The organism is Roseixanthobacter glucoisosaccharinicivorans (assembly GCF_043195095.2).
GTDB lineage: Bacteria > Pseudomonadota > Alphaproteobacteria > Rhizobiales > Xanthobacteraceae > NCEH01.
In genome coordinates, this window is the sequence record NZ_CM195538.1 from 3455038 (window position 1) to 3479911 (window position 24874).

A 24874-nucleotide genomic window follows, 5' to 3' on the forward strand; every position below is an offset into this window, starting at 1 on the left:
GCGCCCGGCCCGCTCCGGCCGGGCGCGAAGGTTCACCGCGCGGCGAGATATCCCAGCACGAAGCCGACGGCGCCGGCCACCAGCAGGGCGGGAACGGGCTGGTCCTCCACCTGCCGCGTGATCTTGCGGCCGCCCGCACGCACCGCGTCGGCGGTATCGCCCAAGGCGCGCTGGGCGGAGCCGGCCATCTGGTCGTAAACGCCCTCGGCCTTCAGCGATCCGTCGCCGACGATGGCTCCGGCAGCTTCCTTGATGCGTCCGCCCGTCTCGGTGGCCGCGCCCTTTAGCGTATTCTCGGTCATGGTTCGCTCCTTGCGTATCCGGGAGAGAAACGGGAGCTGGGGCGGCAAGTTCCTTATGCAGGCGAGAATGCCGCAACACGTGGCGGCGCACGCGGCCACCGGAGCGTAAGCCTTTCCTTGTGACCCTCGCCTTTGACCGCTAAAAGGCCAAGACGAAGGGCACTCGATGTCAAATCCACTCGTCCGCAGGTTTGAGCATTACGATCAGGTGTCGAGCGAGGAACGCCAATTCCTCGAGAGCATCACCACGCACGTCATGTCGGTGCCCGCCGGCACCGACGCGGTGAAGGACGGCGACCGGCCGAGCGTGAGCACGCTGCTGCTGGATGGCCATTGCGCGCGCTACAATCTCACCGAGGACGGGCATCGGCGCATCACCGCCCTTCACATCTCGGGCGATTTCGTGGACCTGCACGGCTTCGTGCTGCGCAAGATGGACCATAGCGTCGGCGCCCTGACCGACTGCACCTTCGCCTGTGTCGATCATGCGGTGGTCAAGGAGATCACGCGCAGCCATCCCCATATCACGCGCCTGTTCTGGCTGAGCACCCTGGTGGACGCCGCCGTGCACCGGCAATGGCTCGCCATCTCCCACGCCTCCGCCGTCAAGCGGGCGGCGCATCTGTTCTGCGAACTGCTGCTGCGCAAGCGCACGGTCGGCCTCACCTCCGGCGACAGCTATTTCCTGCCGATCACCCAGGCCGATCTTGGGGACGCGCTGAGCATTTCCAAGGTGCACATGAGCCGCACCATGAAGGAATTGCGCGCAAGGGGTCTCATCATCTGGGAGGAGGATCGCCTGACCATTCCCGACTGGGACGCGATCTGCGCCTTCGCCAATTTCGACCCCACCTATCTCAGCCTGTCGAAGGAGCCGCGCTGAACCCGCCGCCCGGGACAGCGAACGGTATTTTTCCCGGCCAAGTTAACCTGCGTTATCTCGCGGTGCTCGCGCTTCTGTCACACCAGCGCATGCAAACGCAGATCACGCAGGACATGGGGCGGGTTTTGAACGGGCTTCGGCATCGGGTGCTGCTGATCGGCGACGAATATGTTCTGTCGAGCGACATCGCCGCCATTCTCAGGCGTCACGCGTTCGACGTGATCGGCCCTCTCACCTTCGCGGCGGCCGAGGAGTCCATACGCAGGGGCTTGCAGACCGATTGCGCGGTGATTGATATCCATCTCCACCAGCCGCTTCTTGAACCGCTCGCCGCGCAGCTGCGCGCGCAGAAGGTGCCGCTGCTGTTCGTGGCGACGCTCGGCATCGCGCGCGTGCCGCCCTCGCTCGCCGATATCCCGGTCTGGGGCGATGCGTTCGATCATGAAAGCATCATCGGCCCCCTCCACGCCCTCCTGCGCGAGCAAAGCTAGGGCTTCAATCGGTTGCGGGCTTGCCGCCCCGCGGGGCCAGGTAGAGCGTCAGCCGCGCGGCGGCATTCTCCAGATGGGTGATGGCGGCGGCCTGGGCGCGCTCCGGCTCGCCGGCCACCACAGCATCGAAAATTGCCTGGTGCTCGCGTTGAACCGCCTCGGTCAGGCCTTGCATGCGCGCCGTGTTCGACCGCGCGGCGCGGATGAAGGTGCGCACCCGCCGGTCCAGAAAGTCCGAAAGATCCCGGAAGAACGGGTTGCCGGTCGCCTCGACGATGGCGCGGTGGAAGGCGACATCCTCGTCGACGCCCGGGTCGCCGCGGTCGATGGCGGCCTGCATGGCGTCGAGCTGGAGCTGGATCTGCTCCAGGTCGTGCGCCGTGCGGCGCACGGCGGCATGGGCGGTGGCGGTGGATTCGACCGCCATCAGCAATTCCACGATGTGGCGGATCTCGTCTTCGTTGTGGAAGTCGGAAATATCGATGCGGAACGTGGAAACCGCTCCCGGCTCGGCCACGAAGGCGCCGGCGCCCTGGCGCGTCAGCACCAAGCCGTCATGCTTCAGCCGCCCCACGGCCTCGCGCACGATCGGACGGGAGACGCCATAGGTGCCGGCCAGCTGCTGCTCGGTCGGCAGCCGCTCGCCGGGGCGCAGGCGGCCCGAGGAGATTTCTTCGCGCAAGCGCTGCGCCAGGGTATCCGCCAGCGAGGGACCGCGTCCGATAATGTCGTGGGTCCGGCCCATCCTCTTCACTCCCGCTGCCCCGTGCGCCCCGCGCCCTCGGACCTGTGGCGAAGCAATCGCATGCACGATTGCTTCGCGCCGTCAGGTCTTCCGTGCCGAGAGCGGATAGATCGAAAATATTGCGGCGCCCGCTGAGCGAGCACGCCAATTTCAATGCTCCGGTATGTGTAGATGGCGCGCGCCATCGCCTCAACTTGCAATATAAAGCCCGCCATTCACGTGCACCGTCTCGCCGGTGACGAAACTTGCCCAATCCGAGCAGAGGAACGCCACCACGCGGGCGATTTCTTCCACCGTGCCGAGCCGCTTCATGGGCGTCTGCTCCAGAAGCGCGGCGCCCTTCGCGTCCATCAGGCCGCGCACCATGGGTGTGTCGATCAGGCCCGGCGAGACCGCATTCACCCGCACGCGCGGGGCAAGCTCGATGGCGAGCGAGCGCGAGAAGGCGAGCACGGCGCCCTTGGCGGCGGAATAATCCGCATGGGCAAAACTGCCGCGATGCCCCGCCATGGAGGCGAGATTGACGATCGCCGCCCCCTCCGCAAACAGCGGGATCGCCCGGCGGCAGGTGTAGAACACGCCGTCCAGATTGACCGCGATGCCCTGGCGCCAATAGGCATCGTCCATCTCCGCCACCTGCCGCGCCCGGTAGAGCCCGGCGGAGGTGACGAGGAAATCCAGCGTCCCGAACCGCTCCTTTGCCAAGGCGAGCGCGCGGTCGGCGTCCTGCGGATCGGCGGCATCCTGGCGCGTGGCGAGGACACGCGCCCCGCTCGGGTCGAGGGTCCGGGCGAAGGCCTCCATTCCCTCGGCATCGAGGTCGGTCAGCACGCAATTGGCGCCGCATTCGAAGAAAGTCTGCGCCACCGCGCGCGAGATCCCGCCATTGGCGCCGGTGAGAAACAGGGTCTTGCCGGTAAAATCGAACATGGAATCAACCGTTTCTTGCGCGCAGGTCAGGTCAGAAGCCAGCCGCCGGCCACGTCCACCACCTGCCCGGTCACGAAGCGCGCCTGCTCGGAGGTCAGAAACAGGCACGTGTCCGCCACATCCTCCGGCGAGCCGAGGCGGCGCAGCGGGGTCGCCATGCGCGCGGCCTCGTTGGCCTCGGGCGCCGTGCCGCGCATGAGCGGGGTGTCGATGCGGCCCGGCGCCAGCGCATTCACGGTGATGCCGAGCGGGCCGAGTTCCCCCGCCAGATGCTTGGTGAAGCCGATGAGCGCGGCCTTCGAGGCGGCGTAATGCACCGCCACGATGTCGCAATAGGTGCGCCCGGCGACCGAGGAGACGTTGACGATGCGCCCGCGTCCCAAGTCCCGCATGCCCGGCAGCACCACGCGGGTGCAGTTGAACGCGCCGGTGAGGTTCACGTCGATCACCCGCCGCCATTCCGCCGGGTCCATGGCGAAGGCGTCCACGCGGCGCTTGTCGGCGCCGCTCTTGGGCGAGATGCCAGCATTGTTCACCAGCACGTCGATGGGGCCGAGCGCCGCCGTTGCGATGGCGACGGCGGCGGCGACCGCGGCGTAATCCGCCACATCGGCGGAAACCGCGACCGCTTTCACCCCGCGCGCCGTCGCGCTCTCGGCGGCTTCCTGGGCGAGGGCGGGATCATGGTCGAGATAGGCGACCGCCGCGCCGGCATCGGCATGGGCATCGGCCATGGCCCGGCCGATGCCGCGCCCCGAGCCGGTGACGAGAACGACGCGGCCGCTATGGGTGCCGGCCTGCGCACTCACTTGCCCGTCTCCAGCATGATCTTGCCGGAATGGGCGCTCGATTCCATCAGCGCATGGGCGGCCTGCGCCTGCTCCAGCGGGAAGGTGGCATGGATCACCGGCCGCACCGCGCCGCTCTCCAGCAGCGGCCATACATCACGCCGCAGATGATCGGCGATCGCCGCCTTCAGCGGCACCGAACGCGCGCGCAGAGTAGAGCCCGTGATGGTGAGGCGCCGCAACATGACGGGCATCAAATCTATGTCCACCCGGCTCGGCTGCAGGAACGCGATCTGCACCAGCCGGCCTTCGAGCGCGAGCGCGGAGAGATTGCGGGCGATATAAGGGCCGCCGACCATGTCGAGGATCACATCCACGCCCTTGCCGTCGGTCAGGCGCTTCACCTCGGCGACGAAGTCGACGGCGCGATAATCGATGGCCGCATCCGCGCCCAGGGAGAGGCAGAATTCACACTTGTCCGGCGAGCCGGCGGTGGCGAACACGGTGGCGCCGGCGTGCTTGGCGAGCTGAATCGCCGTGGAGCCGATGCCGCTCGACCCGCCATGGACCAGAATCGTCTCGCCTTTGACCAGCCGGCCACGGGTGAAGATGTTGTCGTAGACCGTATAATAATTCTCCGGCAGCCCGGCGGCTTCCAGCAGGGAAAGCGGCTTCGGCACCGGCAGGCACAAGGGCGCCTCCGCCACGCAGTATTCGGCATAGCCGCCGCTGATCACCAGGGCGCAGACCTCATCGCCGATTTTCGGGGACGTGACGCCTTCACCGAGCGCGACCACGCGCCCGCCGATCTCCAGGCCTGGGATGTCGGTCGCGCCGGGAGGCGGCGGATAGCCGCCGGCGCGCTGGAGGCAATCGGGGCGATTGACGCCCGCCGCAACCACTTCCACCAGCACCTGGCCGGGGCCGGGCACGGGAACGGGCGCGGTCTCCACGCGAATGACTTCCGGCCCGCCCGATCCCTCAAAACGGATCTGGCGCATGGTGGTGGGCAAATCTGGCATGGGCAATTTCCTCCGTGCGGCTCTTGTAGAATGGCGGGCCGCAACTCGGATATGAAGTTAGCAATTTCCCACTTGTCAGGCAACTTGGTTATCTGCAAAGTTAGCGGGAAGGTCGCTCCCGAGCGGCCGCTGATGTCGTCGGCCTACGGCGCGTTACTGGAGGAAATGATGAGGAAGATTGCGCGGGCAGCGCTGGCTGCCGCTATGGTTCTGACAGCGGCGCCGCTTGCCGGCCTCGCACCTGCCGCCGCCCAGCAGACCATCAAGTTCGGCGCCCTCTACCCGTTCTCGGGCGGGCTCGCCCTGCTCGGCGACGAGAGTTTCCGCGGCCTGGAAATCGCCGTCGAGGAGCGCAATGCCGCCGGCGGAATCAACGGCAAGACCATCACCCTCATCAAGGGCGATGCGGTGGACCCTAACCAGGCCGTGGGCGAAGCCCGCCGCCTGACCTCGGTGGACAATGTCTCCGCCATTTTCGGCACCTATTCCTCGTCCCTGTCGCTCGCGGCGACCCAGGTGGCCGAGTTGGCCGGGGTGCCTTATTTCGAACTCGGTGCGGTCTCCGACCCGATCACCGAGCGCGGCTTCAAGAATGTGTTCCGCACCAATGCGACCGCCAAGGATTTCTCGGTCCGCATGGTCGATTCGATTCCCGACGCCATCGCCCCGGCGCTTGGCAAGAAGCCGGAAGACTTGAAGATCGGCATCATCTACGAAGACTCGCTCTATGGTCAGACCATGTCGGGCTATCAGAAGTCCCGCGCGGCCGAGAAGAAGCTCAACGTTGTCGAAGCGCTCGCTTATTCCGCCAAATCGGTTGACCTCACCCCGGTGATCCTGCGCCTGAAGAGCGCGGGCGTGGATGTGGTGCTTCAGACCTCCTACCAGAACGACACGGTGCTGTTCTTCCGCCAGATGAAGGACCAGGGCTTCAAGCCCAAGGCGGTGATCGGCGCCGGCGGCGGCTATTCGCTGCGCGACACCGTAGCTGCGGTCGGCGCTGAGAACATGGAAGGCGCGCTGGACGTGGACTTCACCCAGTATCGCACCAATCCCAAGGCGGCCCCGGGCATCGAGCAGTTCGTGACCAAGTACAAGGCCAAGTACGGCACCGATCCGCGCTCGGGCCATAGCCTTGCGAACTACATGGGCGCCAAGGTGTTCTTCGACGCCATCGCCGCGTCCAAGGATCTCACTGCCGACAACATCCGCGCCCAGGTGCTGAAGGTGGACCTGCCGGTCGGCAGCACCGCCACCGGCTGGGGCGCCAAATTCTCCGAGCAGGGCCAGAACACCCGCGCCCTTCCCTTCCTGATGCAGTGGCAGGGTGGCGAACTCGTCACCGTGTTCCCGGAAGACGCCGCCGTCGCCAAGATGAAGGTCGGCGTCGGCACCAACTGAGCCTCCCGGCTTGCACCTTGCGGCCGCCGCCCCAAAGCGGCGGCCGTTTTTCAACAAGACGCCGCCAGCCCCCTCAGGGATGGCTGACGCTCGCCGTGCCGTTGCCCACGGCGCTTTCCGCCCGCCCCGTCCGCCTGGAGTCCGCGCGATGGACGTTTTCATTCAGCTCCTGATCAACGGCATCCTGCTCGGCAGCATGTACGCGATCATCAGCGTTGGCCTGACCCTCATCTTCGGCATCGTCCGGGTGGTGAACTTCGCCCATGGCGAGTTCCTGATGGTCGGCATGTACGGCGCCTATCTGCTCGCCGCGAAATTCGGCCTGCATCCTTATGTGTCGGCCATTCCCATCGTGCTGCTGCTGTTCGCGTTCGGCGCCCTGGTGCAGCGCTTCATCATCCAGCCGCTGCTGTCGGCGGAAGAGCATATCCAGATTTTCGCCACCGTCGGGCTGTCCACCGCGCTGATGAACCTCGCGCTGATGATCTTCGGCGCCGACCTCTATTCGGTTCCCCCCTCGGTGGTGCAGCATTCCATCAACATCGGCGGCTTCACCCTGGTGATCGGCCAGATCGTGATGTTCGTGTGCGCGCTCGCCCTGGTTGCGGGCCTGCATCTGTTCATGCAATCCACCCCGCTCGGCCGCGCCATCCGCGCCACGGCGCAGAACCGCAATGCCGCTTTGCTGATGGGCGTGCGCGTGGACCGCATCTATGTGATCGCCTTCGGTCTCGGCGCCGCCTGCGTCGGCCTCGCCAGCGCGCTGGTGATGCCGCTCTATCCCGTGACGCCCACCATCGGCACCTATTTCGTGCTCACCGCCTTCGTGGTGGTGGTGCTCGGCGGCATGCGCTCCATGTACGGCGCCTTCTTCGGCGCCATGATCATCGGCATCGTGGATAGTCTTTCGGGATATTACATCGCGCCCGACCTCAAGGAGGTCGTCTATTTCGTGATCTTCATCCTGATCTTGATCTTCAAGCCGACCGGCCTGTTCGGCCTCGGCCGCGGGACGGAGTGATCCCATGACCGTGAAAGCCACCTCCGCACCCGCCGCGCAGCAGAAGGGCCCCGGCCTGCTCGCCGCCCTCACCACCCCGCGCGTCTATTGTTCGCTGATCGCGCTCGCCTTGCTGCTGATCATTCCAATGGTCTCCGGCTCGCCGTTCGTGGTGCATGTGTTCGTCACCATCTGCGTGTTCGCCGCGCTCTCCACGGCCTGGAACATCGTCGGTGGCTATGCCGGCCAGCTCTCGCTCGGCCACATGGTGTTCTACGGCATCGGCGGCTATACGACCGCGCTGCTGATCACCCATTTCGGCCTCACGCCCTGGCTCGGCATGCTGGTGGGCGCGGCGCTGGCGGCGATCGTCGGGCTGGCCATCGGCTATCCCTGCTTCCGCCTGCGCGGCCCGTTCTTCTCGCTCGCAACCATCGCGTTCCTGGAAGTGGTGCGGCTGCTGTCGATCCATTTCCACGAGGTCACCGGCGGCTCGGCGGGCCTGATCGTGCCGCTGAAGCTCGGCTGGACGTGGATGATCTTCCGCGAGAAGATCAATTATCTCTACATCGCCTTCGGCCTGCTGCTGCTGTGCATCGCGGTGTCCTATTTGATCCGCAATTCGCGCCTCGGCTTCTATCTGACGGCGGTGCGCGAGCGCGATCCAGCGGCCCTGGCGGCGGGCGTCAACAATACCCGGGTGAAGCTGCAGGCGATCGCCATCTCGGCGGCGCTGACCGCGCTCGTCGGTGCGTTCCACGCCATGTACATGACGTTCCTCGAACCAGCGACCATGTTCTCGCTCGCCACCTCCATCGAGATCGCCATGTTCTCGCTGATCGGCGGCCTCGGCACAGTGGCGGGACCTTTGCTCGGCACGGTGCTGGTGGTGCCGCTGGCGGAACTCGCGCGCGGCTGGCTCGGCGCCTCGGCCAACGGCCTGCACGGCTTCGTCTATGGCACGGTGCTGGTGATCATCACCCTCACCTTGCCCGGCGGCCTGGTGGGCACGTTCGGCAAGCGCGTCGGCCGCTGGATTGACGCCTTGCCCGGCGGCGGCCGCGCGACCCCGGTGCGCGAGGCGCCCGCGCTCAATGCCATCACCGGCACGCCGGGCGAGCCGATCCTGATCGCCAAGAACCTGATGAAGACCTTCGGCGGCCTCGTTGCCACCGACAATATCTCGCTCACCCTCAAGCGCGGCGAGATTCTCGGCATCATCGGGCCGAACGGCGCCGGCAAGACCACGTTCTTCAACCAGCTGTCGGGTTTCCTGCATCCCAATTCCGGCACCGTGTCCGTCATCGGCGCGGACGGCGTGGGCGTGACGCCGACCACGGCCGACGGCTTTGCCCGGCGCGGCATCGGCCGCACGTTCCAGATCGTCCAGCCGTTCGGCAAGCTCACCGTGCTGGAGAACATCATGATCGGCGCCTTCCTGCGCCATCCCAAGGTGGAGGACGCGCGCGCCGCCGCCCTGCGTGTCGCCAAGGTGGTGGGGCTCGACGATGTGAAGGATATCGAGGCCGGCACCTTGCCCATCGGCGGTCTCAAGCGCCTGGAAGTGGCGCGCACGCTCGCCACCGAGCCCAACATTCTGCTGCTGGACGAAGTGATGGCCGGCCAGAGCCAGGCCGACACCCAGCGCATGGTGCAGCTCATCCGCACCATCCGCGACCACGGCGTCACCGTGGTCGCCATCGAGCACAACATGCAGGCGATCATGAGCCTGTCGGACCGGATCGCGGTGATCGATTCCGGCAAGCTGATCGCGGAGGGCCCGCCGCAAGAGGTGGTGCGCGACCGCCGCGTGATCGAAGCCTATCTCGGGGAGGATTATGCCGATGCTCAAGGTCTCTGAGATTTCGGCCGGCTACGGCCGCACGGTCATCCTCGAAGATGTCTCGATCCGCGTCGGGCGCGGCGAGGTGGTCACCATCATCGGCGCCAACGGCGCCGGCAAGACCACTTTGCTGCGCGCCATCTCCGGGCTGGTGAAGCCGGGGCGCGGCGAGATCGTCTTCGACGGCCAGCGCATCGACAAGCTGGACCCGGCGGAGATTGTCGGGCGCGGCCTCGTCATGGTGCCGGAGGCGCGCCAGCTGTTCCCGGTCATGACCGTGAAGGACAATGTCCTGATGGGCTGCTACCACCCCAAAGCCCGCGCGGGTGCCGCCCAGCGGTTCGAGGAAGTGCTCGACATCTTCCCCCGCGTGCGCGAGCGCCTCAGCCAGCTGGCCGGCTCGCTCTCGGGCGGCGAGCAGCAGATGGTGGCGATCGCGCGCGGCCTGATGGCGGCGCCCAAGCTGCTGATGCTGGACGAGCCCTCGCTCGGCCTTGCCCCCATCATCGTGCAGCAGATGTTCGATGTGCTCGACCGCATCTGCAAGATGGGCACCACCGTGCTGCTGGTGGAGCAGAAGGCCTTCCACGCGCTGAAGATCGCCGACCGCGCCTATGTGATCGAGAACGGCCATATCGCCATCGAGAACACCGGCCCGGGCCTGCTCGCCGATCCGCATATCAAGACCGTCTATCTCGGCATTTGAACCCCCGGAATCCTTGCCATGCTGCATAAGAACTTCATTGCCGGCGATTGGGTCGAAGGCACGCGGGTCAACCGCAACATCAATCCCTCCAATCTCGATGACGTCGTGGGCGAATACGCCCTCGCCGACGCCGCGCAGGCGCAAGCGGCCATCGATGCCGCCTTTACCGCCTTCCCGGCCTGGGCCGCCGCGAGCCCGGAACTGCGCGCCGACGCGCTCGACCGCATCGGCACGGAAATCCTCGCCCGCAGGGAAGAGCTCGGCACCCTGCTGTCGCGCGAGGAAGGCAAGACGCTGGCCGAGGGGATCGGCGAAGCGACGCGCGCCGGCCGCGTGTTCAAATTCTTCTCGGGCGAAGCCCTGCGCCTCACCGGCGACAAGCTCGCCTCGGTGCGGCCGGGCGTGGAAGTGGAGATCACCCGCGAGCCGGAAGGCGTGGTCGGGCTCATCACGCCCTGGAATTTCCCCATCGCCATTCCCGCCTGGAAGATCGCCCCCGCGCTCGCCTACGGCAATTGCGTGGTGTTCAAGCCGGCGGAACTGGTGCCCGGCTCGGCCTGGGCGCTGGCGGAAATCATCGCCCGCTCCGGCCTGCCGGAAGGCGTGTTCAATCTGGTGATGGGGCCCGGCTCGCAGGTCGGCAATGCGCTGGTGCATTCGCCCAAGGTGCGCGCCATCTCCTTCACCGGCTCGGTGCCGGTGGGCCGCCGCATCGCCGGCGACCTCGTGGCGCGCGGCGCCAAGTTCCAGCTGGAGATGGGCGGCAAGAACCCGCTCGTGGTGCTGGACGATGCGGACCTGAAGACGGCGGTGGAAGCCGCGGTGAACGGCGCCTTCTATTCCACCGGCCAGCGCTGCACCGCCTCCTCGCGCCTGATCGTCGAGAGCGAGATCCACGATAGGTTCGTCGCCGCCTTGTCCGAGCGCCTCGCCGCCCTGACGGTGGATGATGCGCTGAAAGCCGGCACCGATATCGGCCCGGTGGTGAGCCAGGACCAGCTCGACCAGGACCTGGACTATGTCGGCATCGGCAAGGCGGAAGGCGCCAAGGTGATCGGCGGCGAGCGCCTGGAGCGCGGCACGCCCGGCTATTACATGGCCCCGGCGCTGATGACCGAGACCGACAATGCCATGCGCATCAACCGTGAGGAGATCTTCGGACCGGTCGCGAGCGTGATCCGCGTGCGCAATTACGAGGAAGCGCTGGCGGTCGCCAACGATACCGAATTCGGCCTCTCCTCCGGCATCTGCACCACCTCGCTCAAGCATGCGAGCGACTTCCGCCGCCGCTCCCAGGCCGGAATGGTGATGGTGAACCTCGCCACCGCGGGGGTGGATTATCACGCCCCGTTCGGCGGCCGGAAGGGCTCGTCCTACGGGCCGCGCGAGCAGGGCGCCTATGCCCGCGAATTCTACACGGCGGTGAAGACCGCCTACACGCTGGCGGGATGACATGAGCGAGATCACCGGACATACGCGCCTCTTCGGCATCCTGGCCGATCCCATCCACCATGTGAAAACGCCCCAGGCGCTCAACGCGCTGATGGAGCGGGTCGGCTATGACGGCGTGCTGGTGCCCCTTCACGCCAGCGCCGACGACCTCGCCGCCGTGGTCGGCGGGCTGCGGCTGCTGCGCAATCTCGGCGGGCTCATCGTCACCGTTCCGCACAAGACCGCCATCGTCGATCTGTGCGACGAGGTGAGCGAGAGCGCGCGTCTCATCGGCGCCGTCAACACCATCCGCTGCGAGGCGGACGGGCGGCTGGTGGGCGAGATGCTGGACGGGCACGGCTTCGTCGCCGGCCTGCGGCAAAACGGCATCGAGCCGGAAGGCCGCAGCGCCTATCTCGCCGGCGCCGGCGGTGCGGCGAATGCCATCGCCTTCGCTTTGGCCCAGGCGGGCATCTCGCGCCTGACCATCGCCAACCGCACGCGCGCCAAGGCGGAAGATCTCGCCGGACGCCTCGCCGGCCCATTCCCGAACCTTCAGGTGGACATCGGCACGCCCGACCCGTCCGGCCACGACCTGGTGGTGAACGCCACCTCGCTCGGCCTGAAGGCGGGGGATCCGCTGCCCCTGGACGCCGCCAGCCTGACGCCCGACCAGATCGTCGCCGAGATCATCATGCAGCCGGTCACCACCGCGCTGCTCGCGGCGGCGCAGGCGCGCGGCTGCCGCACCCAGCCCGGCCGGCCGATGCTGGAGTGCCAGCTCGAGCTGATGGCGAAGTTCGTCGGAATGGAACCGTGAACGCGGTCCCCTCCCCCGCGCTCCCGGCCGTCGGCCTGTTGAAGGATCGCTGCGCGCTGGTGACGGGCGGCGCCTCGGGCATCGGCCTTGCGATCAGCCGGGCGCTGCGCGCCCAGGGCGCGCGCCTGGTGCTGCTCGACCCCGATCCGAAGTCGGGCGATGTCGCGGCGGAGCTTGGCGAGGCCGTCGCGGTTTCCGGCTCCGTGACCAGCCGCGCCGACGTGGCGCGGGCCTGCGACGCGGCGGACGCCTTCGGCGGGCTCAACATCGTGGTCGCGAACGCGGGCATATCCTCGAACCAGCCGACGCTCGACGTCACCGACGCCGACTGGCAGCGGGTGATGGACATCAACCTCACCGGCGTCTTCCTCACCGCGCAGGAAGCGGGCCGGCGGATGCTGGCGCGCGGGCGCGGCTCGATCCTGCTCATGGCCTCCATGTACGGCGTCGTCGCCGCACCGGAGCGCATCGGCTACTGCGTCTCCAAGGCCGGCGTCGTCATGATGGCGAAGGCGCTTGCGGTGGAATGGGCGGCGCGCGGCGTGCGCGTGAACGCCATCGCGCCGGGCTATGTGCGCACCCCGTTCCTGGACGATCTCGCCGCGCGCGGCCGGCTCGATCTCGACCGCCTGGAAAAGCGCACCCCCATCGGCCGGCTGATTACCCCCGACGAGGTGGCGCAGGCGGCGGTGTTCCTCGCCAGCGATCACGCCGGCGCCATCACCGGGCAAGTGCTCGGCGTCGACGGCGGCTGGGCCGCCTACGGATATCTCTGAAGATTTGGACGCAGAGAACGGCCCGACCGGCCGGTCTTGAGGAGAATGACAATGCCGGACCGCATCGAGCTGCAAGCCGCGGCACCCTGGATTGAGCTGCGCACCACCGAAGCCGACTGGCAGCAGGCAGACCCCAAGCTCCTGGGCGAACTCCTCACCCAGATGAACCTCATCCGCGCCTTCGAGGAAACGGTGCTGGAGCTGGCCGGCGAGGGGCTCGTGCACGGCCCGGCCCATTCCTCGGTCGGCCAGGAAGGCGGCGCCGCCGGCTCCATCGTCGGTCTGCGGCCCGGCGACCAGGTGAACGGCTCCCATCGCGGCCATCACCAATTCCTCGCGAAAGCCCTCGCCTATATCGCCCCGGGCATCGACCCGAAGGCGGATTTCCCGGAAGGCACCGAGCCGCTGCTCTACCAGTCGCTCGCCGAGATCCTCGGGCTGGAGCCGGGCTTCGGCCACGGGCGCGGCGGCTCCATGCACCTGCGCTGGGGGGAAGCCGGCGCCATCGGCACCAATGCCATCGTCGGCGGCGGCGTGCCGCTCGCGGCGGGCGCGGCCATGGCCCACAAGCTCGCCGGCACGGGCGACGTCGCCATCACCTATTTCGGCGACGGCGCGGTGAACATTGGCGCGGTGCTGGAGACCATGAACCTCGCCGCCGCCTGGAACCTGCCGCTGATGTTCTTCATCGAGAACAACGGCTATGCGGTCGCGACGACGGTGGCCGAGGCGACGCGCGACCCGCGCCTCTCCGGCCGCGGGCCCGGCTTCGGCATTCCCTCCTGGCGGGTGGACGGGATGGACCCGCTGGCGGTCCATCTCGCGACCCAGGAAGCCCTTGCCGTCATGCGATCGGGCCAGGGCCCAACCGTGATCGAGGCCGAGGTCTATCGCTATTTCCACCAGAACGGCCCCTTGCCCGGCTCGGCCTTCGGCTATCGCACCAAGGAGGAGGAAGCCTCCTGGCGCGCCCGCGATCCCATCGACCGCACCGGCCGCGCCCTGGTGAAGCGGGGTGAGCTGAGCCAAGGCGATCTGGACGCGCTGCGCGAGCGCTGCAAGGCGCTGATGGGCGAGGTCGCGGCCCGCCTTGTGGAGCCGGACGGCAACCGGCGCCGCATCCAGGCGGCGCTCTGGCCCGATGTCGGCTTCGTGGATACCGGCATTCGCGGCGACCTGTCCGAGCTGAAGGACAAGCGCGCGGAAGAAGCTTCGACTTTCACCGGCGCCACCACCGAGCGCAAGTTCGTGGATGCCATCGCCGACGTGCTTCACCGCCGTTTCGAGACCGACGACAAGCTGGTGATCATGGGCGAGGACATCCATCGCCTGAAGGGCGGCACCAATGGCGCCACACGCGGCCTTGCCGCCGCCTTTCCCGGCCGTGTATTCGGCACCCCCATCAGCGAGGGCGCATTCGCCGGCCTCGCAGGAGGGCTTGCCATGGACGGACGCTACCGGCCGATCATCGAATTCATGTATCCCGACTTCATGTGGGTCGCCGCCGACCAGGTGTTCAACCAGATCGGCAAGGCGCGCCACATGTTCGGTGCCGATGTTGACGTGCCGCTGGTGCTGCGCACCAAGATCGCCATGGGCACCGGCTACGGCTCCCAGCATTCGCTGGACCCGGCGGGCATGTTTGCCACCTCGCCCGGCTGGCGCATCGTCGCCCCCTCGACCCCGTTCGACTATGTGGGCCTGATGAATGCGGCCCTGGCCTGCAACGATCCCGTGCTCGTGATTGAGCATGTGGACCTCTACCAGACCATGGGGACGATCCCGGCCGAGGACCTCGACTACATCATCCCGCTCGGCACGGCGCGGGTGGTGCGGGAAGGCAACGACCTCACCATTCTCACCTATTCGGCCATGGTCGCGCGCAGCCGCGAAGCCGTCGAGCAACTCGGCGTCGATGCCGAGATCATCGATCTGCGCACCCTCGACCGCGCCTCGCTGGACTGGGACACGATCGGCGAGAGCATTCGCAAGACCAACAACGTGCTGATCGTCGAGCAGGGCTCGGTGGGCACCTCCTATGGCAGCTTCCTCGCCGATGAGATCCAGCGCCGCTACATGGACTGGCTCGACCAGCCGATCCAGCGCGTCACCGGCAAGGAGGCTTCCCCCACCATCTCCAAGGTGCTGGAGCGCGCCGCCTATGCCGGCACGCCGGAAGTGATGGACGGACTGGCCGTGACCATGGCCGCGCGCGGCACGCCGCTTTCGCCGGCCGCATTGGCGCAGGCCGCATCATGAGCAATGCGAACGACACCCACGCCGCGCTGCTGACGCGCCTTTCGCAGATCGTCGGCCCCGCCGGGCTCATCACCGGCGAAGCCGACATGGAACTCTACGCCATCGACTGGCGGCGGCAGTTTCCCGGCAAACCCCTGTGCGTGGTCCGCCCCGCATCCACGGCCGAGGTCTCTGAGGTTGTTCGGGCCTGCGCCGAGGCGGGCGCGGCGCTTGTGCCCCAGGGCGGCAATACCGGCCTTGCGGCCGGCGCGGTGCCCGATGCCTCGGGCGCCCAGGTGGTGCTCTCCCTCACCCGCATGAACGCCATCCGTGGGCTCGACCCCATTGGCATGACGATCGAGGCGGAGGCCGGCTGCATCCTCAAGGTGGGGCAGGACGCCGCCGCTGACGCCGGCCGCCTGCTGCCGTTGAGCCTTGCGGCGGAAGGCTCCGCCACCATCGGCGGCATCGTCTCCACCAATGCCGGCGGGGTGAACGTGCTGCGCTATGGCATGACCCGCGCCCTGGTGCTGGGCCTGGAAGTGGTTCTGGCCGACGGCACCATCGTCAACGGCATGCGGCGCCTGCGCAAGGACAATGCCGGCTACGACTGGAAGCAGATCTTCATCGGCAGCGAGGGTACGCTCGGCATCGTCACCGCCGCGATCCTGCGCCTCGTGCCGCGCCCCAAGCACACGGTGACGGCGTTGCTGAGCGTGCCCTCACCGGCGGCCGCTCTGCACCTGCTGGAGCTGGCGCAGGACGAATTGGGCGATTCCATCTCCGCCTTCGAGCTGATCTCCGCCCAATCGTTCGATCTGGTACGCCGTCACGCCGGCCTGACGCCGCCGATCGCGGCCGGTGACTGGTTCGTGCTGATCGAGGCCGGCGCGAGCCTTTCCGGCCTGCGCGAGGCGGCGGAGACCGCGCTTTCCGCAGCGCTGGAACAGGAGATCGCCCTCGACGGCGTCGTGGCGGAATCCGGCGCCCAGGCGGCGCAACTCTGGGCGCTGCGGGAGCACATTTCGGAAGGCGAGGCGCGCGAGGGCAAGAGCCTGAAGCACGACGTCTCCGTCCCCATCACCGACATTCCCGCCTTTCTGGAAGCGGCTGATGCCGCGCTCGCGGCCGGCGCGCCCGGCGCGCGGGCCAATGTGTTCGGCCACGTGGGCGACGGCAACCTGCACTACAACGTGCTGGTGGATTCGAGCCACGACGGCGCCGCCATCAACCGCCTCGTGCACGATGTGGTCGCCAGCTTCGGCGGCTCCATCTCCGCCGAGCACGGCATCGGCCAGTATCGGGTCGAGGAACTCCTGCGCCGCCGCTCGGCGGAGGAGACGGCCCTTTGCGCGACCCTGAAGGGCGCCCTCGATCCGCACCAGCGGCTCAATCCCGGAAAGGTGCTGCCGGTCCGCGCGCCCTGAGCGCGGGCCGGGGCCCCATCAAGAAGAGACCCCAAAGGGGGATGGCATGGAAACGTTCGACTACATCATCGTCGGGGGCGGCACCGCCGGGTGCATCCTCGCCGCGCGCCTCTCGGAAGACCCCAAGCACAGCGTGCTGCTGCTGGAGGCGGGAGGGCCGGACAACGGCTTCTGGATCCCCATCCCCGCCGGCTTCTCCAAGCTTCTGAGCGGTGCCGCGTTCAACTGGCGCTTCACCACCGAAAAGGAAGAGAACACCGGAAATCGCGAGATCGTGGTGCCGCGCGGCAAGGGTCTCGGCGGCTCCACGCTCATCAACGGCATGATCTATGTGCGCGGCCAGCCGCAGGATTATGACGGCTGGGCCCAGCGCGGTGCGACCGGCTGGAGCGCCGAGGACGTGCTGCCCTATTTCAAGAAAATGGAGACCTTCGTCGCGCCGGACGCCGACCCCTCGCGCGGCACCTCCGGGCCGCTGAACGTGGTGCGGGTGGCCGAGCGGCCAGTGCTCTCGGAGGCCTTCATAGAAGCCGCCGAGGAAGCCGGCTATTCCCGCAACCCGGACTATAACGGCCCCGACCAGGCCGGCTTCGGCTATTATCAGGTCAACCAGAAGGACGGCCGCCGCTGGACCGTGGTGGATGCCTATCTGCGCCCGGCGCTGGGCCGGCCGAACCTGAAGGTGGTCACCCACGCCCATGCGCTGAAGCTGGAATTCGAGGGCCGCCGGGCGAGCGGCGTGCGCTATCGGCTGGGCGGCAAGGATCTGGTGGCGCGGGCGCGCGGCGAAATCCTCCTCACCGCCGGGGCGGTGCAGTCGCCGCAATTGCTGGAGCTTTCCGGCATCGGCCATCCCGACACGCTCAAAGCCGCCGGCCTGCCGGTGTTCCACGCGCTGAGCGGCGTCGGCAATAATTACCGCGACCATTTCGCCACCCGCATGAACTGGCGGGTGAAGCTGCCCATCACCCTCAACGAGCAGACGCGCGGCTTGAAGCTGGCCCGCGCGGTGGCGCAATATTTCCTCACCCGCACCGGCATCCTCACCCTCGGCACCGGGCTCGCCCATGGGTTCGTGAAGACCCGGCCGGAGCTGGAAACCCCCGACATCCAATATTTCTTCATGCACGCAAGCTATGCCAACGCCGCCGACCGGGCGCTGGACCACCTGCCGGGCATGACCATCGGCGTCACCCAATTGCGCCCGCAATCCATCGGCTCGATCCACGTGAAGTCGGCCGATCCGTTCGCACAGCCCTCCATCCGCCCGAACTTCCTGGCTGTGCAGGAAGATTGCGACAGCCTCGTCGGCGGCATGAAGATCGCCCGCGCCATCATCGCGCAGAAGGCCATGGACCCCTATCGGGCCTATGAGATGAACCCCGGCCCCGATGTGCAGAGCGACGCGCAATGGCTGGAGTTCGCCCGCACCACGGGACAGACCATCTATCACCCCATCGGCACCTGCGCGATGGGCACCGGCCCCGCCGCCGTGGTGGATCCGCGCCTGAAGGTGCACGGGCTCGACGGGCTGCGGGTGGTGGATGCCTCCATCATGCCCACCATCGTCTCGGCCAATACCCAGGCGGCGGTGATGATGATCGCGGAAAAGGCCGCCGACCTCATCAAGGCGGATGCGAAGGGGTGAGACGACGCGATTGAGCCGGGACCGCGACATCCGCTAGTTTGATCCCCGGCTCACCCGGTGCGGCATGGACACGATCTGGCTCGAAGATTTCCTGGCGCTGCTGGAAGAAGGCGGCTTCTCCCGCGCGGCGGGCAAGCGCGCGGTCAGCCAGTCCGCCTTCAGCCGGCGCATCCGCGCGCTGGAGGACTGGGTCGGCGTGCCGCTGATCGAGCGCACCACCCATTCGGTGCGCCTGACGGCGGCGGGAGAGCGGCTGCGGCCGGTGGCGGAAGAGACGCTGCGGCGGCTTCACCAGGGCCGGCATGAGGCGCTCGTCGCCGCCCAGGCGAGCGGCGCGGCCATTCGTTTTGCCGCGACCCACGTGCTTTCCCTCACCTTCTTCCCGCCCTGGCTGCGCGAGTTGGAAGCCCGGCTCGATTCGCCGGCCACCTTCGAACTCACCGCCGACCATATGGTCGCGTGCGAAAACCTGATGGTGGAGGGCAAGGCCCATCTGCTTCTGTGCCACCACCATCCGGCGGCGCGCACGCGGCTGGAGGAACCGGCGTTTCTCTCCGCCACCATCGGCGAGGACCGGCTGGTGCCCGTGGGCACGCCGACGCGGGTGCGGGCGGGCGGGCCTTATCTCGCCTATGCGCCCACATCCGGCATGGGACGGATTCTCGCCGCCTCGGGCGTCGCGCGCGGCGATGGCGGGGAACCCGCCTTCACCTCCCATCTGGCGGGCGTGCTCGCGACGCTTGCGCGCGACGGGCGCGGCATCGCCTGGGTTCCGCTGAGCCTCGTCGCCGCCGACCTGGACGCCGCGCGCCTGGTTCGCGCCGGCGGCGCGGGCGACGAGGTGGCCATGGAGATCCGCCTGTTCCGCCCGCGTGCTCGCCAGAACGCGGCGGTCGAAGCCTTGTGGACGACGCTCACGGGACGGACGCGAGCGCGCCCTGCTGGTTCGCCTTAGACACCGTCGCTGCGCGCCCCGTGCGACCACGGCACGCCTTGGGTGGGGCCCGGCAAAGCCGCCTGTTAAAGCCCAGCCCGAAGGCGGCGCGTTGAACTTGCGGCGGCTGTGGCGCAGAACGGGACATCGCCGCGCAAGGATCATTCATGCTCCCATCCGATATCGAGGACCGCAAAGCCCGCGCCCGCGCTTGGTTCGAGGATTTGCAGGGCCGGATCATCGCCGCCTTCGAGGCGCTGGAGGCGCGGGCGCCCGCCGCGCTCTATGCCGGGCCGGCCGCGACCTTCGAGCGCTCCCCCTGGAGCCGCACCGATCACAGCGGCGCGCCGGGGGGCGGCGGCACCATGGCGATGATGCGCGGACGCCTGTTCGAGAAGGTGGGCGTGCACACGTCCACCGTGTTCGGCGAATTCGCGCCCGAGTTCCGCGCCCAGATCCCCGGCGCGGCGGAAGATCCGCGCTTCTGGGCTTCGGGCATCTCGCTGATCGCGCACATGACGAACCCCCATGTGCCGGCTGTGCACATGAACACGCGCTTCGTCGTCACCACCAAGAGCTGGTTCGGCGGCGGGGCGGACCTCACCCCGGTGCTCGATCGCCGCCGCACCCAAGACGATCCTGATACCGTCGCCTTCCATGCGGCGATGGAGGCCGCGTGCGCCCCGCATGTGGTGGCAGACTATGCCCGGCTGAAGGCGTGGTGCGAGGAATACTTCTTCCTCAAGCACCGCAACGAGCCGCGCGGCATCGGCGGCATTTTTTACGACTGGCTGGACAGCGGCGATTTCAATGCCGATTTCGCCTTCACACAGGATGTGGGGCGCACCTTCCTGGAGATTTATCCCCGCCTGGTGGAAGCCAATTTCCAGACCCCCTGGACCAAAGACGACCGCGAGGAACAGCTGGTGCGGCGCGGGCGCTATGTGGAATTCAACCTGCTTTATGACCGAGGCACCATCTTCGGCCTGAAGACCGGCGGCAACGTCGCCTCCATCCTCTCCTCCATGCCGCCAGAGGTAAAATGGCCCTAAATTGCGCTTTGCAGCGCTTCGCCCCAGCTGTGTGATGGCACTGTCATACAAGCCGTTTAGGCGGAAGCATCTGTTGAGGAGATGCTGCAATGGCCTTCGCGCCCGGTGAAATCGTTCAACTCAAGTCCGGCAGCCCTGCCTTGACCGTCATCGCCGTCGAAGGCGAGACCGTCGAAGTGTTGTGGTTCGCCGAGGAAGTGGTCGAATTCCGGACCCAGAAGCTTCCCGCCGTCGCCCTCGACGCGCTGGAGATCGAGGAATTCGACCTCGACGAAGACGAAGAAGAAGACGAAGAAGACTGATCCGGCCCGCGGGCCTTGCGCCCGGCGGGGATAAGGTCGCGCGCCTGTTTCGGGCACGTCGCGGGTTTCGGCGCGCCGGCATGCCGGAGGCCGCGCTGCCTTCGATATGCCGCGCCATTCCACATGGAAGGCCCTTCCCCGGAAGGGCCTTTTCTGATTCAGGGCCGCGCCAGCGCCATCAATGCGTGCAGGCTCTGCGCGTCGGTCGCGAAGTCCGCCGCGATCCAGGCGTCTTCCATGCGGGCCAGCGCAGCGCCAAGCGCCGGCCCTGGCTTGAGCCCCTGGGCGATGAGATCAGCTGCGCGGAACGGTGGGGCCGGGACCGTCCAGACGCGAGCCAGGTCCAGCAGCGCCGCCACCTCATCATTTCCCCGCCCGCCGCGCGCCGCGCCCACCAGAAGGCGATCCTCGAACATGGCGCGCCCGAGCCGGTAGATCGACGCGCGGGCTTGCCGCGCATCCATCGCCGCACCCGTCGCGCCCGCCATGCCCTGGAGCCGCTTGAACGCCTCGTTCGAAAGGCGCAGCCGCTCGCGCAGCCGCGCCGCATCCTCGACGATGCGCACGGCGAGAACCCCGAGCCGCCGCACGGCCTCGGGCGTCAGGTCGAGGGCAACGTCCAAAGAGGCGAGGCGTTCGAAGGAGATCAGGTCCGGCACGCCGCCCAAGATGGTCGGCAAAAACCCGGTCTCGCCCATCAGCCGCACGGTCGGCGCGGCGCCCTGCACCACCAGGAGCTTGAGCAATTCGCTCCCCACCCGCTCGCGCGACAGGAGCAGAATGCCGGCTCGCAGGCGAATGGCGGCGGAAAGCGCGGCTTCATCCATGGGCCCGCGCCCATAGGCGGCATGGAAGCGGAACAGGCGCATGATGCGCAGATGGTCTTCGCGAATGCGCGTTTGCGCATCCCCGATGAAGCGCACCCGGCCGGCCCGCAGATCGCCGAGCCCGCCCACAAGGTCGATCACGCGGCCCTGCGCGTCCGCATAAAGCGCATTCATAGTGAAGTCGCGTCGCGCGGCGTCGGCCCGCCAGTCGCGGCCGAAGCGCACCACCGCGTGGCGCCCGTCGGTCTCGATGTCCTCGCGCAGGGTGGTCACCTCGAACGGCGTGCCGTCGGCGACCACGGTCACCGTGCCGTGGGCAAGGCCTGTGGGCACCGCCTTCAGCCCGGCGGCGCGGGCGCGCCGCATGGTCTCCTCCGGCACGGCGGTGGTGGCGAGATCCACTTCGCTCACCGGCCGCCCCAGCAAGGCGTTTCGCACCGCTCCACCGACGACCCGCGTCTCCTCGCCCGCGCCATCCAGCACGCCGAGCACCCGGCGCAGCGGCGCAGCGGTGAACCAGGGCGCATCGGCGAGCGAAGCCGCGCTCATTCGAAGCGGCCCGGAACGAGCACCCCATCCTTCACTTCGGCGGGGACGTAGCGCGTGCCCGGCGGCGCGCCGCGCCCGTGCTCGAACGCGAGCAGGCCGAGCGCCATCAGTGCGATGGCGATGACCGAGAGCACCCCCATCATGCGCGGCGACCATTCCGCCGGCAGGATGGAGCCGCGCGTCACCAGCAGCAGCAGGGCATAGAGAACGAACGGCGTGAGAAACAGGCCGCCTTCGATGAGGAGCGTGCGCAGCATCAGCCATAGACCCGATCGTAGAGATTGCGCAGGATTCCCGCCGTGGCGCCCCAGATGAAGCGCTCGCGATAGGGCATGGCATAGAAATGGCGCAGCACGCCGTTGCGCTCGCCGGATTGCCGCAGATGGTTCGCGGGCGTCATCAGGAAGGCGAGCGGCACTTCGAACGCCTCCTGCACCTCGCCCGGATTGAGCGTCATCTGGTAATCCGGGTCGACCCGCGCCACCACGGGAGCGATCCAGAAGCCGGTGCTGGAGAGATAGCCGTCGAGAAACCCCAAGGGCTCGATGAAATGCGCGGCGATGCCCACTTCCTCATTGGCCTCGCGCAGCGCCGCCGCCACCTCGTCCTTGTCCTCCGGGTCCACCCGCCCGCCGGGAAAGGCGATCTGGCCGGCATGGTGGGAGAGGTGGGGCGAGCGCAAGGTCAGCAGCACGCTCGGCTCCGCCCGCGCGACGATGGGCACCAGCACGGCGGCGTGGCGCGGCGCGCGCCGGGGCATGACGGCGGCGGGATCGGCGGCCAGCGCGTGGTCCCCATTGAGGCCCGCTGCGCTCTCCTCGGAAAAGGGCGGCGGCGGCGCCTGCCGCAGCCGGGTCCGCGCCCGGGCGGCGAAATCATCGAAGGTATCCATGCGCGTCTTCAGCAACTCCGTCATGTCGAGGCCCGGTCCAGTTCGGCCGCCGCCATCATGGGATAGAAGCAGCCGCCGGAAGCGATCCCGAACAGGGGCACGCCCTCGACGTCGCGCACCTCGCCCCGCTCCACCAGATCCACGAAGGCGGCGCGGGTGAGGCGCGCCTCCAGCCCGCGCCGTACATGGAGGTAGGGACGCACTTCGCCAACCCCGGCGCCGGGTGCGAAGCGCAAATCATGACCGGGGCCGCAACGCACGATGTCGTCGAGATTGGTGCGGAACACCAGCACCTTGCCCTCTTCGGCCTGTTCTTCCGCGAAATCCACCGCGAGGAACGGGGCATCCTCCACCGTCAGCCCCACCTTCTCCGCCGGCGTCTTCAGCACGAACCGCCCGTCCTCGCGCGTCAGCACGGAGGCAAACAGGCGCACCAGGGCCGGTCGGCCGATCGGGGTACCGGCATAGAACCAGGTGCCGTCGGCGGCGATGCGCATGTCGATCTCGCCGCAATCGGGCGGATTCCAAAGCTCAACCGGGGCCGGCCCCCGCCCGCCGGCAGCGGACGCCGCCGCCATCAGAGCGTCGAGCCGCCCCGACTCGCCGGGCGCGGAGGCGATCTGCGCCGGCGCTTGGGATGGCATTTGGGGCGGTGCATCGCGGCTGTCTGTCATGGGCTCCTCGCGATGAGTTGAGCATGCGAATATGTGCGTATGCGAAGCTGTGGTTCGACGCGGCGCGAACATATCGTAAGCTGGTCGTTCCGGCCTCCGCGAACTTTAGCGTGGGAAAGGCGGATTTGCGGGCCTCGTCTTGCCGTCTTTGGGCGGGAAGATGCCTCGCCAAAGGAGAAGCGTGGATGTCGGCAGCAAGCGAGACGTTCGATCTGGACCAGATGATCATCCGCAATGCGGAGGCCGCGGCGGCCAGCGTGCGCACCGCGCGCGCCGCCATCGCCTCGGTGATCTTCGGTCAGGAAGCCGTGATCGACCATGCGCTTATCACCATCCTCGCCGGCGGACACGGGCTTCTTGTGGGCGTGCCGGGCCTCGCCAAGACCAAGCTCGTGGAAACCATGGGCACCGTGCTCGGCCTCGATGCCCGGCGCGTCCAGTTCACGCCGGACCTGATGCCCTCCGACATCCTCGGCGCCGAGGTGCTGGAGGAAAGCGCCGGCGGCAAGCGCGCGTTCCGCTTCATCCGAGGGCCCATTTTCGCCCAGCTTCTGATGGCGGACGAGATCAACCGCGCCAGCCCGCGCACCCAGTCCGCCTTGCTGCAGGCCATGCAGGAATACCATGTCACCGTCGCCGGCGAGCGGCACGACCTGCCCAAGCCCTTCCACGTGCTGGCCACCCAGAATCCGCTGGAGCAGGAAGGCACTTATCCCTTGCCGGAAGCCCAGCTCGACCGCTTCCTGATGGAAATCGACGTGGATTATCCCGACCGCGATGCGGAACGCCGCATCCTGTTCGACACCACGGGCGCGGAAGAAACCAAGCCCCGCGCCGCCATGAGCGTGGAAGACCTGCTCACCGCCCAGCGCCTTGTGCGCCGCCTGCCGGTGGGCGATTCGGTGGTGGAAGCCATTCTCACCCTGGTGCGCTCCGCTCGCCCCAATGCCGAGGGGCCGGAGCAGAAATTGATCGCCTGGGGTCCCGGCCCGCGCGCCAGCCAGGCGCTGATGCTGGCGGTGCGCGCCCGCGCGCTGCTGGACGGGCGCTATGCCCCCTCGGTGGACGATGTGATGGCGCTGGCCGAACCGGTGCTGAAGCACCGCATGGCGCTGACCTTCTCCGCCCGGGCGGAAGGCGAAACCGTGCCGCGCATCGTGCGCCGGCTCGCCGGCCGGCTGGGCTGAGGCGCC

At 68.0% G+C, this 24874-nt stretch carries 25 protein-coding genes; 16 read left to right on the plus strand and 9 right to left on the minus strand.

The genetic code is table 11. From position 1 onward, the window contains the following. Positions 1 to 32 precede the first annotated feature (32 nt). Positions 33 to 302 (minus strand): CsbD family protein, encoded by a 270-nt coding sequence (locus tag V5F78_RS16040; RefSeq protein ID WP_394067036.1) that lies wholly within the window; start codon positions 300 to 302, stop codon positions 33 to 35. 166 nt (positions 303 to 468) lie between these two features. Here V5F78_RS16040 and V5F78_RS16045 point away from each other — a divergent pair, with 166 nt between their 5' ends. After that, complete coding sequence (locus tag V5F78_RS16045) at positions 469 to 1185, plus strand: Crp/Fnr family transcriptional regulator (protein ID WP_394067038.1); 717 nt, start codon at positions 469 to 471, stop codon at positions 1183 to 1185. Positions 1186 to 1247: 62 nt separating this feature from the next. After that, the gene (locus V5F78_RS16050; RefSeq protein WP_394067040.1) at positions 1248 to 1676 is read left to right on the plus strand and encodes a response regulator; all 429 of its coding nucleotides are present in this window, start codon (positions 1248 to 1250) and stop codon (positions 1674 to 1676) included. Between the two features lie 4 nt (positions 1677 to 1680). Here V5F78_RS16050 and V5F78_RS16055 read toward each other — a convergent pair whose 3' ends face one another. From V5F78_RS16055 to V5F78_RS16070, 4 genes are all read right to left on the minus strand, one after another. After that, positions 1681 to 2421, minus strand: coding sequence for a FadR/GntR family transcriptional regulator (locus V5F78_RS16055; protein WP_394067042.1), 741 nt, complete (start codon positions 2419 to 2421; stop codon positions 1681 to 1683). Positions 2422 to 2610: 189 nt separating this feature from the next. Next, positions 2611 to 3351 (minus strand): SDR family NAD(P)-dependent oxidoreductase, encoded by a 741-nt coding sequence (locus tag V5F78_RS16060; protein WP_394067044.1) that lies wholly within the window; start codon positions 3349 to 3351, stop codon positions 2611 to 2613. A 26-nt stretch (positions 3352 to 3377) separates the two neighbouring features. Further along, on the minus strand, positions 3378 to 4160 hold the full coding sequence (locus tag V5F78_RS16065; protein WP_394067046.1) for an SDR family oxidoreductase: 783 nt from the start codon (positions 4158 to 4160) through the stop codon (positions 3378 to 3380). Further along, positions 4157 to 5161 (minus strand): NAD(P)H-quinone oxidoreductase, encoded by a 1005-nt coding sequence (locus V5F78_RS16070; RefSeq protein WP_394067048.1) that lies wholly within the window; start codon positions 5159 to 5161, stop codon positions 4157 to 4159. The genes V5F78_RS16065 and V5F78_RS16070 overlap by 4 nt, the downstream gene beginning before the upstream one ends. Positions 5162 to 5365: 204 nt before the next feature. Between V5F78_RS16070 and V5F78_RS16075 the strand changes: the two genes are divergently transcribed. The 13 genes from V5F78_RS16075 to V5F78_RS16135 all read left to right on the plus strand — a co-directional run bounded on the left by V5F78_RS16075 (position 5366) and on the right by V5F78_RS16135 (position 20739). Beyond that, the gene (locus tag V5F78_RS16075; protein WP_509276243.1) at positions 5366 to 6562 is read left to right on the plus strand and encodes an ABC transporter substrate-binding protein; all 1197 of its coding nucleotides are present in this window, start codon (positions 5366 to 5368) and stop codon (positions 6560 to 6562) included. 148 nt (positions 6563 to 6710) lie between these two features. Then, complete coding sequence (locus tag V5F78_RS16080) at positions 6711 to 7583, plus strand: branched-chain amino acid ABC transporter permease (RefSeq protein ID WP_394014692.1); 873 nt, start codon at positions 6711 to 6713, stop codon at positions 7581 to 7583. A 4-nt stretch (positions 7584 to 7587) separates the two neighbouring features. Beyond that, a complete protein-coding gene (locus tag V5F78_RS16085; protein WP_394067052.1) occupies positions 7588 to 9423 on the plus strand; it encodes a branched-chain amino acid ABC transporter ATP-binding protein/permease in 1836 nt (611 codons plus the stop codon). Then, positions 9407 to 10111 (plus strand): ABC transporter ATP-binding protein, encoded by a 705-nt coding sequence (locus V5F78_RS16090; RefSeq protein WP_394067054.1) that lies wholly within the window; start codon positions 9407 to 9409, stop codon positions 10109 to 10111. The genes V5F78_RS16085 and V5F78_RS16090 overlap by 17 nt, the downstream gene beginning before the upstream one ends. 18 nt (positions 10112 to 10129) lie before the next feature. Then, the gene (locus V5F78_RS16095; RefSeq protein ID WP_394067056.1) at positions 10130 to 11563 is read left to right on the plus strand and encodes an aldehyde dehydrogenase family protein; all 1434 of its coding nucleotides are present in this window, start codon (positions 10130 to 10132) and stop codon (positions 11561 to 11563) included. Between the two features lies 1 nt (position 11564). Continuing rightward, positions 11565 to 12362 (plus strand): shikimate dehydrogenase family protein, encoded by a 798-nt coding sequence (locus V5F78_RS16100; RefSeq protein WP_394067058.1) that lies wholly within the window; start codon positions 11565 to 11567, stop codon positions 12360 to 12362. Next, positions 12359 to 13138 (plus strand): SDR family NAD(P)-dependent oxidoreductase, encoded by a 780-nt coding sequence (locus V5F78_RS16105; protein ID WP_394067060.1) that lies wholly within the window; start codon positions 12359 to 12361, stop codon positions 13136 to 13138. The genes V5F78_RS16100 and V5F78_RS16105 overlap by 4 nt, the downstream gene beginning before the upstream one ends. Before the next feature lie 51 nt (positions 13139 to 13189). Further along, positions 13190 to 15397, plus strand: a complete 2208-nt coding sequence (locus tag V5F78_RS16110) for an alpha-ketoacid dehydrogenase subunit alpha/beta (protein ID WP_394067062.1) — start codon at positions 13190 to 13192, stop codon at positions 15395 to 15397. Next, entirely contained in the window at positions 15394 to 16803 is a 1410-nt protein-coding gene (locus V5F78_RS16115) for an FAD-binding oxidoreductase (RefSeq protein ID WP_394067064.1), read from the plus strand. The genes V5F78_RS16110 and V5F78_RS16115 overlap by 4 nt, the downstream gene beginning before the upstream one ends. Positions 16804 to 16849: 46 nt before the next feature. Further along, positions 16850 to 18451 carry a GMC family oxidoreductase gene (locus tag V5F78_RS16120; protein ID WP_394067066.1) on the plus strand — a complete coding sequence of 534 codons (1602 nt, stop codon included), beginning with the start codon at positions 16850 to 16852 and terminating at the stop codon, positions 18449 to 18451. A 64-nt stretch (positions 18452 to 18515) separates the two neighbouring features. Beyond that, complete coding sequence (locus V5F78_RS16125; protein WP_394067068.1) at positions 18516 to 19406, plus strand: LysR family transcriptional regulator; 891 nt, start codon at positions 18516 to 18518, stop codon at positions 19404 to 19406. 146 nt (positions 19407 to 19552) lie between these two features. Beyond that, on the plus strand, positions 19553 to 20437 hold the full coding sequence (hemF, locus tag V5F78_RS16130; protein WP_394067070.1) for an oxygen-dependent coproporphyrinogen oxidase: 885 nt from the start codon (positions 19553 to 19555) through the stop codon (positions 20435 to 20437). Between the two features lie 89 nt (positions 20438 to 20526). Beyond that, positions 20527 to 20739, plus strand: coding sequence for a DUF2158 domain-containing protein (locus tag V5F78_RS16135; RefSeq protein ID WP_394042166.1), 213 nt, complete (start codon positions 20527 to 20529; stop codon positions 20737 to 20739). Between the two features lie 158 nt (positions 20740 to 20897). On the opposite strand, the gene V5F78_RS16140 is transcribed toward V5F78_RS16135, so the two are convergent. From V5F78_RS16140 to V5F78_RS16155, 4 genes are read right to left on the minus strand one after another with little or no spacing between them, the layout of a single operon-like run. Beyond that, positions 20898 to 22115 (minus strand): CCA tRNA nucleotidyltransferase, encoded by a 1218-nt coding sequence (locus V5F78_RS16140; protein ID WP_394067072.1) that lies wholly within the window; start codon positions 22113 to 22115, stop codon positions 20898 to 20900. After that, positions 22112 to 22372 carry a DUF6111 family protein gene (locus tag V5F78_RS16145; RefSeq protein ID WP_394067074.1) on the minus strand — a complete coding sequence of 87 codons (261 nt, stop codon included), beginning with the start codon at positions 22370 to 22372 and terminating at the stop codon, positions 22112 to 22114. Before V5F78_RS16145 ends, V5F78_RS16140 begins: the two co-directional genes overlap by 4 nt. After that, complete coding sequence (locus tag V5F78_RS16150) at positions 22372 to 23007, minus strand: CoA pyrophosphatase (protein WP_394067076.1); 636 nt, start codon at positions 23005 to 23007, stop codon at positions 22372 to 22374. The genes V5F78_RS16145 and V5F78_RS16150 overlap by 1 nt, the downstream gene beginning before the upstream one ends. Before the next feature lie 20 nt (positions 23008 to 23027). Next, positions 23028 to 23651 carry a DUF1285 domain-containing protein gene (locus V5F78_RS16155; protein ID WP_445322278.1) on the minus strand — a complete coding sequence of 208 codons (624 nt, stop codon included), beginning with the start codon at positions 23649 to 23651 and terminating at the stop codon, positions 23028 to 23030. A 215-nt stretch (positions 23652 to 23866) separates the two neighbouring features. Between V5F78_RS16155 and V5F78_RS16160 the strand changes: the two genes are divergently transcribed. Then, positions 23867 to 24868, plus strand: a complete 1002-nt coding sequence (locus V5F78_RS16160) for an AAA family ATPase (protein ID WP_394067080.1) — start codon at positions 23867 to 23869, stop codon at positions 24866 to 24868. The last annotated feature ends 6 nt before the right edge of the window (positions 24869 to 24874 follow it).